General features: G+C 68.4%; 14 protein-coding genes and 1 pseudogene. 5 read left to right on the top strand and 10 right to left on the bottom strand.

The annotated features are described in order from the left end of the window. Positions 1–110: 110 nt before the first annotated feature. Entirely contained in the window at positions 111–476 is a 366-nt protein-coding gene (locus tag ABZS64_RS16125) for a YbjQ family protein (protein ID WP_355829060.1), read from the top strand. Positions 477–514: 38 nt separating this feature from the next. On the opposite strand, the gene ABZS64_RS16120 is transcribed toward ABZS64_RS16125, so the two are convergent. Next, positions 515–1273, bottom strand: a complete 759-nt coding sequence (locus ABZS64_RS16120) for a MerR family transcriptional regulator (protein ID WP_355829057.1) — start codon at positions 1271–1273, stop codon at positions 515–517. Positions 1274–1426: 153 nt separating this feature from the next. Here ABZS64_RS16120 and ABZS64_RS16115 point away from each other — a divergent pair, with 153 nt between their 5' ends. Continuing rightward, on the top strand, positions 1427–2854 hold the full coding sequence (locus ABZS64_RS16115; protein ID WP_355829054.1) for a glutamate decarboxylase: 1428 nt from the start codon (positions 1427–1429) through the stop codon (positions 2852–2854). Positions 2855–2953: 99 nt separating this feature from the next. Here ABZS64_RS16115 and ABZS64_RS16110 read toward each other — a convergent pair whose 3' ends face one another. Beyond that, entirely contained in the window at positions 2954–3595 is a 642-nt protein-coding gene (locus ABZS64_RS16110; RefSeq protein ID WP_355829052.1) for a PadR family transcriptional regulator, read from the bottom strand. Between the two features lie 40 nt (positions 3596–3635). On the opposite strand from ABZS64_RS16110, the gene ABZS64_RS16105 reads away from it, so the two are divergent. Next, positions 3636–4280 (top strand): VOC family protein, encoded by a 645-nt coding sequence (locus ABZS64_RS16105; protein WP_355829049.1) that lies wholly within the window; start codon positions 3636–3638, stop codon positions 4278–4280. Between the two features lie 94 nt (positions 4281–4374). On the opposite strand, the gene ABZS64_RS16100 is transcribed toward ABZS64_RS16105, so the two are convergent. The 3 genes from ABZS64_RS16100 to ABZS64_RS16090 all read right to left on the bottom strand — a co-directional run bounded on the left by ABZS64_RS16100 (position 4375) and on the right by ABZS64_RS16090 (position 7438). Beyond that, positions 4375–4923, bottom strand: a complete 549-nt coding sequence (locus ABZS64_RS16100; protein ID WP_355829046.1) for a DinB family protein — start codon at positions 4921–4923, stop codon at positions 4375–4377. 114 nt (positions 4924–5037) lie between these two features. Beyond that, entirely contained in the window at positions 5038–6495 is a 1458-nt protein-coding gene (locus ABZS64_RS16095; protein ID WP_355829043.1) for an aldehyde dehydrogenase family protein, read from the bottom strand. Between the two features lie 79 nt (positions 6496–6574). Next, positions 6575–7438 carry a helix-turn-helix transcriptional regulator gene (locus ABZS64_RS16090; protein ID WP_355829040.1) on the bottom strand — a complete coding sequence of 288 codons (864 nt, stop codon included), beginning with the start codon at positions 7436–7438 and terminating at the stop codon, positions 6575–6577. A gap of 335 nt (positions 7439–7773) precedes the next feature. Here ABZS64_RS16090 and ABZS64_RS16085 point away from each other — a divergent pair, with 335 nt between their 5' ends. Then, the gene (locus ABZS64_RS16085) at positions 7774–8283 is read left to right on the top strand and encodes an ATP-binding protein (protein WP_355829037.1); all 510 of its coding nucleotides are present in this window, start codon (positions 7774–7776) and stop codon (positions 8281–8283) included. Here the strand turns inward: ABZS64_RS16085 and ABZS64_RS16080 are convergent. Beyond that, complete coding sequence (locus tag ABZS64_RS16080) at positions 8280–8516, bottom strand: DUF397 domain-containing protein (RefSeq protein WP_355829034.1); 237 nt, start codon at positions 8514–8516, stop codon at positions 8280–8282. The two genes, ABZS64_RS16085 and ABZS64_RS16080, sit on opposite strands and share 4 nt — an antisense overlap. Positions 8517–8672: 156 nt before the next feature. After that, positions 8673–9071: pseudogene (locus ABZS64_RS16075) on the bottom strand (SRPBCC domain-containing protein); the annotation flags it as partial. 166 nt (positions 9072–9237) lie between these two features. Here ABZS64_RS16075 and ABZS64_RS16070 point away from each other — a divergent pair. Further along, positions 9238–9705, top strand: coding sequence for a hypothetical protein (locus ABZS64_RS16070; RefSeq protein WP_355829031.1), 468 nt, complete (start codon positions 9238–9240; stop codon positions 9703–9705). An 87-nt stretch (positions 9706–9792) separates the two neighbouring features. Here the strand turns inward: ABZS64_RS16070 and ABZS64_RS16065 are convergent, their stop codons facing one another. The 3 genes from ABZS64_RS16065 to ABZS64_RS16055 are packed head-to-tail and all read right to left on the bottom strand — an operon-like array spanning position 9793 to position 12500. Continuing rightward, complete coding sequence (locus ABZS64_RS16065; RefSeq protein ID WP_355829029.1) at positions 9793–10923, bottom strand: DUF2786 domain-containing protein; 1131 nt, start codon at positions 10921–10923, stop codon at positions 9793–9795. A 32-nt stretch (positions 10924–10955) separates the two neighbouring features. Beyond that, positions 10956–11795, bottom strand: coding sequence for a nitrilase-related carbon-nitrogen hydrolase (locus ABZS64_RS16060; protein WP_355829026.1), 840 nt, complete (start codon positions 11793–11795; stop codon positions 10956–10958). 60 nt (positions 11796–11855) lie between these two features. Then, positions 11856–12500, bottom strand: coding sequence for a lipoprotein (locus ABZS64_RS16055; protein ID WP_355829024.1), 645 nt, complete (start codon positions 12498–12500; stop codon positions 11856–11858). Between the last annotated feature and the right edge of the window lie 30 nt (positions 12501–12530).

The following is a 12530-nucleotide window of genomic DNA, read 5'->3' as shown; positions in this document are numbered from 1 at the left end:
GCTATCAACGCATCGCATCTGCTCCACGTTCCGTCCGCCCGCCCAGGATGCACTGTGCTCTGTCTGGGACAAAGCTGTGCGTCACAAGCCCGTACGGAAGGTGGACGCAGATGGGCATCGAGGATTACGGCGGCGGACAGGGTCCGCAGTCCGACGTACTGGTCGTCACCACGAACGACGTACCCGGTTTCCAGGTGCAGGAGGTCATCGGCGAGGTCTTCGGCCTCACCGTGCGCTCCCGGCATCTGGGCAGCCAGATCGGCGCGGGCCTCAAGTCGATGATCGGCGGCGAGCTGAAGGGCCTGACCAAGACCCTGGTCGAGACCCGCAATCAGGCGATGGAGCGCCTCGTCGAGCAGGCGCGCACACGCGGCGCCAACGCGGTGCTGATGTTCCGCTTCGATGTGACGGAAGCGGCGGATGTCGGCACCGAGGTCTGCGCGTACGGCACTGCAGTGGTCCTGGCCAAGAGCTGAGGAGCCCCCAGGTCCGAGCCAGGACGCACGGGAGCCGCTCAGCTGTTGCGGACTGCGTTCGCGAGGATCGCGTCACGCAGATGGACGGCGAGCCCCGGCCGGGTGCTGTCGTAGAACGCGCGGAACCGCTCGTCCGACACATACATCTCGCCGAGCCCCGCGTGGATCTCGTAGCTGCACTCGTAGAACCACTTGGTGATGTGCTGCCGGTGCTCCTCGGCCATGTCCATGGCCCGCTCACCGGTCGGCGGCTCGCCCTCCGCCATCAGGGCGTCGTAGCGGGCGCCCCAGTCGGCGACCTCGTCCTGCATGCGCTTCCAGTCGTCTTTGGTGTAGCCCGCGGCCCGCCGCTGCGACTCGGCGTAGGCCGCGGTGCCGCCCCAGCGCTGCTCGGCCTCCTCGGCGTACTGCTCGGGGTCCTTGTCCCCGAAGACCTCGAACTTCTCCTCCGGCGTGAGGTTGATGCCCATCTTCTTCGCCTCCATGGCTTGTTCGACGGCGGCGGCCATCTCCTGCAGCCTGGCGATCCGGCCGGTCAGCAACTCGTGCTGCCTGCGCAGATGTTCGCGCGGGTCCGCGTCCGGGTCGTCGAGCAGCGCCGCGACCTCGTCGAGCGGGAAGCCGAGCTCCCGGTAGAACAGGATCTGCTGCAGCCTGTCGAGGTCGCCGTCGTCGTAACGCCGGTGGCCCGCGTGGCTGCGGCCGCTCGGGCGGAGCAGCCCGATCTCGTCGTAGTGGTGCAGCGTGCGCACGGTCACTCCGGCGAATGCGGACACCTGTCCCACGGAGTAGCTCATCGCTTTCCGCTCCTTCGTTTCTCGGTACGCGTCTCAGCCTCCGGCCTCACGTTGCGTGAGGTGCAAGCCCAACGAGCCTCCCGCCCCATTTGTCCGTATCGTCGCCGTTGATGTCGCCATGGACGGTGAGCGCCAAGAAAGGCGGAAAGACGGATGGCACTCCACAAGGGCCACGCGGGCGCGGACTCCCCCGAGGACAGCGAGCTGCGCAGGCTCTCGCTGAATCCCTTCTACGGGGCTGCCGACCCTGTCAGTGGAATGGAATCCGCCCCGCCCACGCACCGGCTTCCCGACGGCCCGGTGCCGCCCATGACGGCCTACCGCCTGGTCCACGACGAGCTGATGCTCGACGGCAATGCCCGGCTCAACCTCGCCACCTTCGTCACCACCTGGATGGAACCGCAGGCGGGGGTGCTGATGGCGGAGTGCCGGGACAAGAACATGATCGACAAGGACGAGTATCCGCGCACCGCCGAGCTGGAAAGGCGCTGTGTGGCCATGCTCGCGGACCTCTGGAACGCCCCGGACCCGGCCACCGCGGTCGGCTGCTCGACCACTGGCTCCAGCGAGGCCTGCATGCTCGCCGGAATGGCCCTCAAGCGCAGCTGGGCCAAGCGCAACGCGGACCGTTATCCCGGGACCGCCCGCCCGAATCTTGTGACGGGCACCAATGTCCAGGTCTGCTGGGAGAAGTTCTGCAACTTCTGGGAGGTCGAGGCGCGTCTGGTGCCGATGGAGGGCGACCGCTTCCATCTCGATCCGCAGGCGGCGGCCGATCTGTGCGACGAGAACACCATCGGCGTGGTGAGCGTCCTGGGCTCCACCTTCGACGGGTCCTACGAGCCCGTCGCCGAGGTCTGCGCCGCGCTGGACGCGCTTCAGGAGCGTACGGGCCTGGACATCCCCGTCCATGTCGACGGGGCGTCCGGCGGGATGGTGGCGCCGTTCATCGACGAGGACCTGGTCTGGGACTTCCGGCTGCCGCGGGTCAAGTCGATCAACACCTCCGGGCACAAGTACGGCCTGGTCTATCCCGGGGTCGGCTGGGCGCTGTGGCGCTCGCCCGAGGATCTGCCGGAAGAGCTGGTCTTCCGGGTCAACTATCTGGGCGGCGACATGCCGACGTTCGCCCTCAACTTCTCGCGTCCCGGCGCTCAGGTCGTCGCGCAGTACTACACGTTCCTGAGGCTGGGCCGGGAGGGCTACCGGGCAGTCCAGCAGACCTCCCGGGACATCGCCTGCGCGCTCGCCGACCGGTTCGAGGCGCTGGACGAGTTCCGACTCCTCACCCGTGGAGACCAGTTGCCCGTCTTCGCGGTGACCACCGCACCGGATGTGAAGAGCTTCGACGTCTTCGACGTCTCGCGGCGGCTGCGCGAACGCGGCTGGCTGGTGCCCGCGTACTCCTTCCCGGCCAATCGCGAGGACCTCTCCGTGCTGCGGGTGGTGATCCGCAACGGCTTCTCGGCCGACCTCGCCGAGCTACTGATGGACGATCTGAAGCAACTGCTGCCGGAACTGCGAAGCCAGGCACACCCGTTGACCAAGGACACGGCGTCGGCGTCGGCGTTCCACCACTGAGGCTTCCAGGGTTCGTGGGTGCCGTGGGCCACGGGGCGCTGGTCGTTGCTCTGCGGTGGCCGGCCTCGCGGGCGAAGTCCAAGGCCCGCGCCCCGCGGGCTACGCGTCGTCTCCCGGATGCGGCTCACCCGTCGCGTACGGGTTCTCCTCGCCCTCCCCCAGCACCCCCACGAACCGCTCCCCCTCCCCCGCGAACACGTACGCCCCCTCCTCGATCCGCAGGATCAGGCCGCGCGTCCACTCCGCGCCGAAGTCCGCCGAGCCCACCCACATGTTCATGATTTCGCCGATGTGCCCGATCGACTCGGGCCCCTCCTCCGGCGTGTAGTACTCCGTCACCGAGGACCGCCACTCCTCCAGGCCGCGCACCCGCTCCTTCAGCAGCGCCACGGCCTCCTCCCTCGTGAGCTCGACGATGAAGCCGATCCCCGCCGAGAGCACGTCCATCTTCTGGTCGTAGGCCGTCAGGGACTCCCGCAGCAGCTGGAAGAACTCCTCATTGCCCTTCTCGGTGATCTCGTACTCGGTACGCGGCGGCCCCCCGGCCGTGGACGGCGCGATCTCGTGGGCGTGCAGCAGTCCCTGCTTCGCCATCTGCTTCAGCGCGTGATAGATCGAGCCGGGCTTGGCGTTGGACCACTCGTGCGCACCCCAGTACTCCAGGTCGTTGCGGACCTGGTAGCCGTGCGCCCGCCCGTGCTGGCGTACGGCCCCGAGGACCAGCAGCCGGATCGCTGACATCCGCGTACCTTTCTATTCAACTTTGACTAGAGTAGCTGGCATGGCCGAGAAGACGATTCCGATCCTGCCGTGCCAGACCCTCCAGCCGGTGCTCGACTTCTACACCGCGCTCGGCTTCGAGGTGACCTTCCACCAGAAGAGCCCCTACGCCTACGCCATAGTCGAGCACGGCGACATCCAGCTGCAGTTCTTCGGGCTGAGGAAGTACGACCCCGCCGGCTCGATCAGCACGTGCTACGTCCTCACCGACGACGTGGACACGCTCTACGAGTCGTTCCGGACGGGGCTGAAAGCGGCGTACGGAAAGATCCCGACCCGCGGTCTGCCGCGGATCGGGCCGCTCAAGGACATGAGCTACGGAGTACGCCAGTTCCTGATGACCGACCCCGGCGGCAACTGCATCCGCGTCGGGAAGCAGATCAGCGAGGACCTGCACCACAGGCCCGTGCCCAAGGGGACCTTCGCCCGCGCCCTGCACCTGGCGACGCTGTTCGCCGACTCCAAGGAGGATCTGACGGGCGCGGCGAAGATCATCGACCGGGTGCTCGCTCTGGAGGACGAGCAGCCCACGGCCGAACAGCTCGTCCAGCTCCTCGAGTTGCGCGCGGACATCGCCGAGCGGCTCTTCGACGACGAAACGGCGGCCCGTCTGCGTGAACGAGCCGCCGTGGCAAAGGCCCCCTAGGTCCTGTCCGGTCGATCAGGCCGGATCAGTGAGCGGGGTCTGGCGAGGTGCCGTGCCAGGGCACGCGAGCCCGGCAAGATCCGAACGACAGGCCCTAGCCCCAGCCCTGGCCGCTCTCGAGGGCCACAAGGTCGAACGCGCCCTTGCCGTCCAGCGATTCGCGGATGATGTCCGCGTGCCCCGCGTGCCGGCCGATCTCCTCGACCAGGTGCAGCAGCAGCCAGCGCATGGACACCGCACCGTCCTTCGGGAACCAGGGCGCGGGGGGCAGCGGGAAGGTGTCGTTCAGGCTGGGCACCGAGTGGATGAAGTCCTCGGTCTCCTTGGCCACCGTGTCCCAGAAGGCCAGCGTCCCCGGGACCGTCTCGTCGCCGACGAGGCGGAAGCTGTCGCCCCAGGTGTCCTCGGTGCGCTGCTTCTCGTTCGGCCGTTGCTGCGCCATCCGCAGCCAGTTCAGTTCCATCTCCGCGACGTGCTTGAGCAGTCCGGAGAGCGAGAGCTCGCTGGCGCTCGGGCGGCTCGCCGCCTGCTCCTCGGTCAGTCCGAGTACTGAGCGGCGGATCGCGGCGCGCTGCGCCTCGACGAAGGAGAGCAGCGCGCCGCGCTCGTCGCCCTGAGCCTCTGCGGGAACGTGGGTAACCATGGTGTCCGTCCTTCCGAGCTTGGCTGTGCCGTCCTGACAACGACCAAGCTACGGACCCTTGCGGTCAGCTTCTGTCCGCAAGAGGGGCGGCGACCGGGAAACCCCGGAACGGGATCAGAACGGGAACTGCGAGCGCCCGTGCTGCACCGAGATCCACTTCTGGGTGGTGAACGCCTCGATCATCGACTCGCCGTTCAACCGCCCGCTGCCGGAGTGCTTCTCGCCGCCGAAGGGCACGATCGGCTCGTCGTGGACCGTGCTGTCGTTGATGTGGATCATCCCGGTGTTGATCCGCTGGGCGATCCGTACACCCCGCTCGATATCAGCGGTGTGCACCGCGCCGCTCAGGCCGTACGGAGTGTCATTGGCGATCCTGACCGCCTCGTCCTCCCCGTCGAACGGCACGATCAGCGCCACCGGGCCGAAGATCTCCTGCTGGAGGACCGGCGAGTCGGCCTCGATGCCGGTCAGTACCGACGGGCTCACCAGATTGCCATCGGAGCCGCCGTGCAGCAGCGCGGTCGCACCGGCCTCGACGGTCTGGTCGACCAGCGCCGTGACCGCATCCGCCTGCGTGGAGTTGATGAGCGGCCCGATGTGGGTGCCGGGGTCCGAGGGGTCGCCGACCTTGAGGCTCTTGACCTTGGCGACGAACTTCTCGGTGAACTCCTTCTCCACCGACCGGTCCACGAGAACCCGGTTGGCGGCCATGCAGACCTGGCCCTGATGCACGTAACGGCTGAAGACCGCCGCGTCCACCGCGTAGTCGATGTCCGCGTCCTCAAGGACGATCAGCGCGCTGTTGCCGCCGAGTTCGAGGATGGCGCGCTTGAAGTTGGCCGCGCAGACCGTGGCGACATGCCGCCCGACCTTGTCGGAGCCGGTGAAGGAGATCGCCTTCGGCACCGGGTGCTCCAGCAGCGCGTCGCCGATCTCGGCTATGTCGGTGATGACGACATTGAGCAGCCCGGCGGGCAGGCCCGCCTCCTCGAAGACCTTGGCGACCAGGGACCCGCCGCAGATCGGGGTGTTCTGGTGCGGCTTGAGGACAACGGCGTTGCCCAGCGCCAGCGCCGGGGCGACCGACTTGATGGAGAGCAGAAAGGGGAAGTTGAAGGGGCTGATGACGCCCACGACGCCGACCGGCAGCCGGTAGACGCGGTTCTCCTTGCCGTCGACCGGCGAGGGCAGGATCCGGCCCTCGGGCCGCAGTGAGAGCTGCACCGCCTCCCGCAGGAACTCTTTGGCGAGGTGGAGTTCGAAGGCCGCCTTCAGATGCGTACCGCCGAGCTCCACGATGATCGTCTCGGTGATCTCCTGCTCGCGGTCCTCGATGATGCGCAGGGCGCGCTCGAAGACCAGCCGGCGGGCGTACGGATTGGTGGCGGCCCAGGTCTCCTGCGCCCGCTCGGCGGCGCGGTACGCCTGGTCCACCTCGGCGGCGGTGGCGACGGGTATCGAGGCCAGCTTCTCCCCGTCGTACGGGTTGAAATCGATGATGTCCCAGGAGCCGCTTCCCGGCCTCCACTCGCCATCGATGTACTGGTGGGCCAGCTCGGTGAAGAAGGACATGTGATCCGATTCCTTACCGCAGAAGACTGCAGAAGCAGATGCATGCAGATGCCTGATATCACGTCATCGTACTTGTGTTTCAAGTCAGTTGAAGCAGGCCCCGAAGAAGATCCCGGGTCTCGGCCGGATCCGGACTGTCCTCCTGCAGACGCCTCATCACCCGCTCGTACTGCGCCACTTCCTCGCGCTTGTCGAGATACAGGGCGCTGGTGAGTTGCTCCAGATAGACGACGTCGGAGAGGTCCGACTCGGGGAACCGCAGCATCGTGAAGGAGCCGCTCTCGCCCGCGTGCCCGCCAAAGCTGAAGGGCATCACCTGGAGCGTGATGTTCGACTGTTCGGAGATCTCGATCAGATGCCTCAACTGGCCCTGCATCACGGAACGGTCGCCGTAGGGGCGGCGCAGCGCGGCCTCGTCGAGGACGGCGTGGAAACGGGGAGCGCGCTCGGAGACCAGGACTTTCTGTCGTTCGAGGCGGAGCGCGACACGGCGGTCGATCTCGGCGGCGGGGGCGTCGGGGATACCGCGGGAGACGACGGCATGGGCGTACGACTCGGTCTGCAGCAGACCGTGCACGAACTGCACTTCATAGATACGGATGAGCGAGGCGGCGCCTTCCAGGCCGACATATGTCTGGAACCAGCCGGGCAGTACGTCGCCGAAGCTGTGCCACCAGCCGGCGACATTGGCCTCCTTGGCGAGACCGAGCAGGGACCCGCGCTCCGATTCGTCGGCGACTCCGTAGAGCGTCAGAAGATCCTCGACGTCCCTCGCCTTGAAGCTCACCCGTCCCAACTCCATGCGGCTGATCTTGGATTCGGATGCCCGGATCGAGTACCCGGCAGCCTCTCGCGTGATGCCGCGTGATTCGCGCAGCCGCCTCAGCTGCGAGCCCAACAGGATGCGCCGTACCACCGAACCGCTCGACTCGCCTGCGGTCACGACCCCAACCCTCCCCATCGACTCATGGATCCGCCTCGACTCAACTCACAGGTACGCCTTACCGGAGCACCCCCGAACCCCGAGACCCGGGATTCTGCCACCAAAACGCTTCAGCCCGTACTCATTCGATTACGGAAATGAGACGGCCTTGGGAAGGGCTGGAAAGAGATTCGTGGAAGAAATGAGCAAGAACCGGCACGGGGTCGGACAGGTCCGGCGCGTGCACGTGCATCTGCCCTTGCATCTGCCGTACGCATTCGGAACCATGGTCCTCGCGCACCTGCGTGCTCGTTCGTGTTGTAGCGTCACAGCCGCGATTTACGGGAGTGCCTCGCATGGGGATGAATGGATCGACCATGCTCGAGCCGTTACGGCAGGGGCTTCCCCCCATCGATCCCGCCGCGGTCTCCAGCTCCGCCTCGTGCGCCCTGCCCGCCCGCTATGAAGCGGTGCGCGGAGCACGGCTGTTCACCAGGACGACTCTCGGCCAGTGGGATCTGAGCGACCGTTTCGACGATGTCGCCCTGGTTGTTTCCGAACTTGTCACCAACGCACTGCGGCACGCGCTGCCCACGGACACTCACCGGGAGACCCAGGAACCGCCCGTACGGCTGCACTTGATGCGCTGGACGACCCGGCTGGTGTGCGCGGTGCGCGACCCCAGCCACGACAGCCCCGGGACGGCCGGCGAGAGCGACGACGCCCCTTTTCCGGACCCCAGCGGCGCGGCCGAGTCCGGCCGGGGCCTGTTCCTGGTGGACTCCTTCAGCGACAGCTGGGGCTGGCACCCGCTCGCCGGGTCGCTGCACGGCAAGGTGGTCTGGGCGCTGTTCCGCCTGCGCTAGCCCACTAGGTGGTCGAACTCCCCGTCCTTGACGCCCAGAAGCAACGCTTCTATCTCCGCGGGCGTATATACGAGTGCGGGGCCGTCCGGGTGCCGTGAGTTGCGCATCGCCACGTCTCCGCCGGGCAGCTTGGCAAACTCCACGCACGAGCCCTGGGAGTTGCTGTGCCTGCTCTTCTGCCAGACGACACCGCGCAGCTCCGTGGCCGCCATGCCGTTGTACACGTTGGGCACAAGTCGCTCCCGGGGTGCAAGGTGCAGGTGTCAACTATCCCGGATCATAGCTCTGTTCATATGCCGATGCATGAGCGAAAGCGCGAGCAGATGCACGTGCACGCCGGGTGTTCCTTCGGTTACAGCTACGGCTTGAGCGTGTCCAGCGTCTCCCGGCGCCTGAAGGACCTGCGACCGCCGGCCGCCGCCCATGATCTTGTGCGCCATCATCTGGGCCGGGTCGTCCGGGTCGAATCCTTCGTGCACGAGGAAGAGACGTGTCCCGCGCCGTTCTGGCTCCAACGTCCAGGTAATCGTCCAGTCGGCGGGGTTCGGAGCGACCCTCGCGTCGGCCCACCGGACCCGGAGCATGCGCTCGGTCTCGTACGCGAGCACCTCGGCCTCGACCGTGCCGGAGAAGTTGGTGTTCGGCCTCGGCACCGACGTCATCGTGTACCGATGCCCCACCTGGAGCCGGAAGTCGCCGGGCATCAGCCACTGGGCGATCAGCTCGGGCTCGGTCAGCGCGCGCCAGACCTTGGCGGGCGGATGGGCCAGGAACTGGTCGACCCGAATCGTCGCGAGGTCTTCGTCAGGCTCGTACGGGGACGCCGAGGCCCTTGAGCCTGTCGCGGGTGCGGGTGCGGGTGCGTGAGCAGGCGCACGCCGGGTTCCTTCCGGGAGTGCGCAAGTCCTCCTGGTAGCTTGGCGCGGTCTTGAAACCGACTAGGGGGACCGATAAGTGCACAAGCGCGTACGGATGTCAGTCGCCGCGGCGGGTCTTGTCGGCGCGCTCGCGCTGACCGGCTGTGGCAGCAACAGTGACGACGCGAGCAAGGACAAGCCCTCCGCCACGTCGACGGAGGCGGGCCAGGAAGGCGGCGGCTCCCAGGGGAGCCTCGACGGCGCCTGGTCCGGTGTCACCGACGGCAAGGCGGTCGCGCTGTCCGTCTCGGGCAAGACCGCGGCGGTCGTCGCCGACGGTCATGTCTGCACGGGCGAGGTGGCGGACCACGGCAAGCCGATGCTGACGCTGAAGTGCGCCGACGGGAACACCGACCGCACGATGGGCTCGATCGAGTCCAACGACGGTACGAAGCTGGTCGTCTCGTGGGAGGCCGGCGCCAAGGACACGCTCACCAAGACCGACGCGGGCAAGCTGCCGAAGGGACTCCCGACGGGGCTGCCGACCGGCATCCCGACTCCCTGACGCTCCTGACGTCCTGACCTGCGAGGTCAGCCACGGGCCGCGGACCCTTCACGGGTTCGCGGCCCGTCGTCGTGCGGGGCGCCGGTCTCAGGGGGTCAACTTCCCACGCTCCCGCGCCAGATGCGCGGTGTCCGCCGCCGCTCTGCCGTGGACCCAGCCCGCCTCGTCGGTCGCTCCGCGCACACGTGTGGTCGTCGTCGCGGGGAACATCTGCTCCGTGCGGTCCGTGACCGCGACGTCCCGCGCGGCCAGGACCGGCAGCAGGTCGCCTCCGCCGTCGGCCGTCACCGCATCCGTCGCTGCCGTGAGGCGTTCGCCTAGGCGGGCGGCGTACGACATCAGGAAGGACTGGCGGAAGGTCTTCGTCCGCTTGCGGCCGCCCGCGCGCTGCGTCGCCTCCGCGCGGGTCATCGCCGTGGTGCCCTGGACGAGCAGCGAGGTGTAGAGCAGCTCGACCGCCTCCAGGTCGCCGTCGAAGCCGACGACCGTCGAGAAGCCGAAGGCGCTGTTCCATACGCCGCGGCAGCGGTTCGCCGAGGCCACCGCGTCCAGCAGGATCGCCTTGGCCGTTTCGTACGGGGCGTCCACGCCGATGCGGCAGGCCGCGGGCGCGTCGGGGCTGTGGGTCTGCGCGGCCAGCATCGCCTCGTCCAGGCTGTGCCGGGCCATCAGCTCCTGGGCCTTCGCGGTGAGCGCCTCCGCCTCCTGCGGATAGCCCGTCGCCTCCGCCTTGGCGAGCAGCGCCCGGATCCGGCTGAGCATGCGCGGCTCGTGCGGCGCGGGCTCGGCGGAGAAGGGTGCGCCGGGGACCGGGCCGACCGGTTCGATCGCGGGCAGCCGGACCAGCAGGCGGTACAGCTCAAGCACGGCGGTTGCGTACGAGAAGCGGTCCGCGGTGTAAGGGGGCTGCTTCAGCTCGTCGAGCTGGGCGCGCCAGCGCGGGGCGAGGTGCGCGTACCGCCCGCTCTCCCCCGTGATCAGCCCGGCGGCCAGCCGCTCGTGCGCCTCGTCGAGGTCGCGCCGTACGAGCCGTGCGACATCGGCGGGCTGCCAGCCGCGCTCCCAGGCCCGGCGTACGAACTCCTCGCCGCGCAGCCTCAGTTCGGCGTCCGCTGCGGGGTCCGCGGCGAGCAGGGAGGCGCCGGTGTCGAGCCCTTCGTGGCCGTCGGCGTACAACGCGACGGCAAGCGCCTTCTCGACCGTCCCGACCGTGCTCACGTATCCGATGATCCCACGGGGCACGACACCCCCTAACTGTCCCCGCCCTCGTCGATCAAGCGCCGCACCTCGCGGTCGATCAGCCCCAGCCGCGCCTCCGCCACCAGCGGTACCGCCCGCCGCTGCCGCCGGGCCTCGTGGAGGTCGATGTCCACGGTGACCAGCCCGGGCTCCCACTTGGGTGCCTGGGCCACCACCGACCCGCGCGGGTCGACCACCCGTGAACCGCCCCAGAACGAGGCGCCGTTCTCGCTCCCCACCCGGTTCACGAAGACGACCCAGCACTGGAGCATCCGCGCGGTGTAGGTGAGCAGGCTGTCCCAGTACAGGCCGGTGTCCATCGCCTCCGGATCTAGGCTGGCCGCGCTGTTCGCCGGGATGATCACGACCTCGGCCCCGTCCTGCACGGCGAGCCACGGCAGCACCGGCTGCCAGGCGTCATTGCAGATGAGCGTGGCCGCGCGACCGGCACCGTTCGGCAGGTCGTACGCGCGCAGCAGCTGGCCGGGGCTGACGTGTTTGCGCTCCTCCCAGGCCAGATAGTTGGGCAGATACAACTTCCGGTGCGTGTGCAGGAGTTCACCGCCGCTGTAGTACGCGGCCGTGTTGTACGCCCGCAGGGAGGTGTGCTCGTGGAACCCGGCCATCACGTCCGCGCCGTACGTCCCCAGTTTGAGCAGCCGCGGATCGCGCGCCTGCACCGATGTGTCCCGCTGCAGCGCACCCAGGTGATAGCCGTGCAGGCTCAGCTCGGGGAAGACGACGAGATCCACGCCCTGGGCGACGGCCTGCTCGATCTGCTCCCGGGCCGTCTCGAGATTCGCGTCCACATCGCCCAGTGCGCAGTCGGTCTGTGCCAGTGCCACTCGCATACAACGAGCCTGACAGCGGTCGCGCGATCGGGCACCTCCGGTGGGCCCGCCGGACAGGGCCTAGGCGCCGTGGACGCTCTTCTTCGCCAGTTCGTACGCCGGAAGCATCGCGTCGTGCTCCTCGGAGTCCAGGCCCCCGAGGTGCACGACGACCACGCCCTTGGGGGTCGTGAAGGCGATCGCGCGCTCCTTCTTGGGCTCGTCCAGGAACTCGTTGGTGTTGAGGTAGGTCACCTCGGTGGCGGCGTACTGGCCCGCCTCGGCCGGGGCGTACACGACCTTGTCCCGGCTCTTCGCCCCGTCGGCGACGAACGCTTCGAGGGCCTTGCGCGCATCGTCGCCGCTGCGGCCCCCGGTCCAGACGCGCAGAAAGCCGATGTGCCCGGCGGGCTTCGCGTCGATCTCGCAGAGGAGGGTGACGGGGCCCTGCTTGGTCGGGCCGAACTGCTTGTCCTCCTTGACGGGCTTAGGCTTCCAGTCCGCCGCGAGGTCGAACGAGACGGGCAGGGCGCAGGGCGAACCGGCACCCCCGACCGTGCCGCCCTTCGCGGCGGTCCTGGCCGCGTCCCCCTTCCCGTCCCCCTTCGCCACGCCCTTGGCGCTCTCCTCGGCCAGCGGCTGGTCCACCGCCACCTGCGAGGAACAGCCGGTCAGCGCCACCGTCACCAGCCCCGCACCCACGCCGCGTATCAGACCTCGCACCACGATTCCCCACCCCTGGGTCAGTTCCGAGCA

Source organism: Streptomyces sp. NPDC005408 (assembly GCF_040606445.1).
Lineage (GTDB): Bacteria > Actinomycetota > Actinomycetes > Streptomycetales > Streptomycetaceae > Streptomyces.
This window is presented reverse-complemented; position numbering and strand designations above follow the sequence as displayed.

Coding starts and splice junctions, on each gene's coding strand:
- ABZS64_RS16125 (WP_355829060.1), top strand. CDS start 111: ATGGGCATCGAGGATTACGGCGGCGGACAGGGTCCGCAGTCCGACGTA.
- ABZS64_RS16120 (WP_355829057.1), bottom strand. CDS start 1,273: ATGAGCTACTCCGTGGGACAGGTGTCCGCATTCGCCGGAGTGACCGTG.
- ABZS64_RS16115 (WP_355829054.1), top strand. CDS start 1,427: ATGGCACTCCACAAGGGCCACGCGGGCGCGGACTCCCCCGAGGACAGC.
- ABZS64_RS16110 (WP_355829052.1), bottom strand. CDS start 3,595: ATGTCAGCGATCCGGCTGCTGGTCCTCGGGGCCGTACGCCAGCACGGG.
- ABZS64_RS16105 (WP_355829049.1), top strand. CDS start 3,636: ATGGCCGAGAAGACGATTCCGATCCTGCCGTGCCAGACCCTCCAGCCG.
- ABZS64_RS16100 (WP_355829046.1), bottom strand. CDS start 4,923: ATGGTTACCCACGTTCCCGCAGAGGCTCAGGGCGACGAGCGCGGCGCG.
- ABZS64_RS16095 (WP_355829043.1), bottom strand. CDS start 6,495: ATGTCCTTCTTCACCGAGCTGGCCCACCAGTACATCGATGGCGAGTGG.
- ABZS64_RS16085 (WP_355829037.1), top strand. CDS start 7,774: ATGGGGATGAATGGATCGACCATGCTCGAGCCGTTACGGCAGGGGCTT.
- ABZS64_RS16060 (WP_355829026.1), bottom strand. CDS start 11,795: ATGCGAGTGGCACTGGCACAGACCGACTGCGCACTGGGCGATGTGGAC.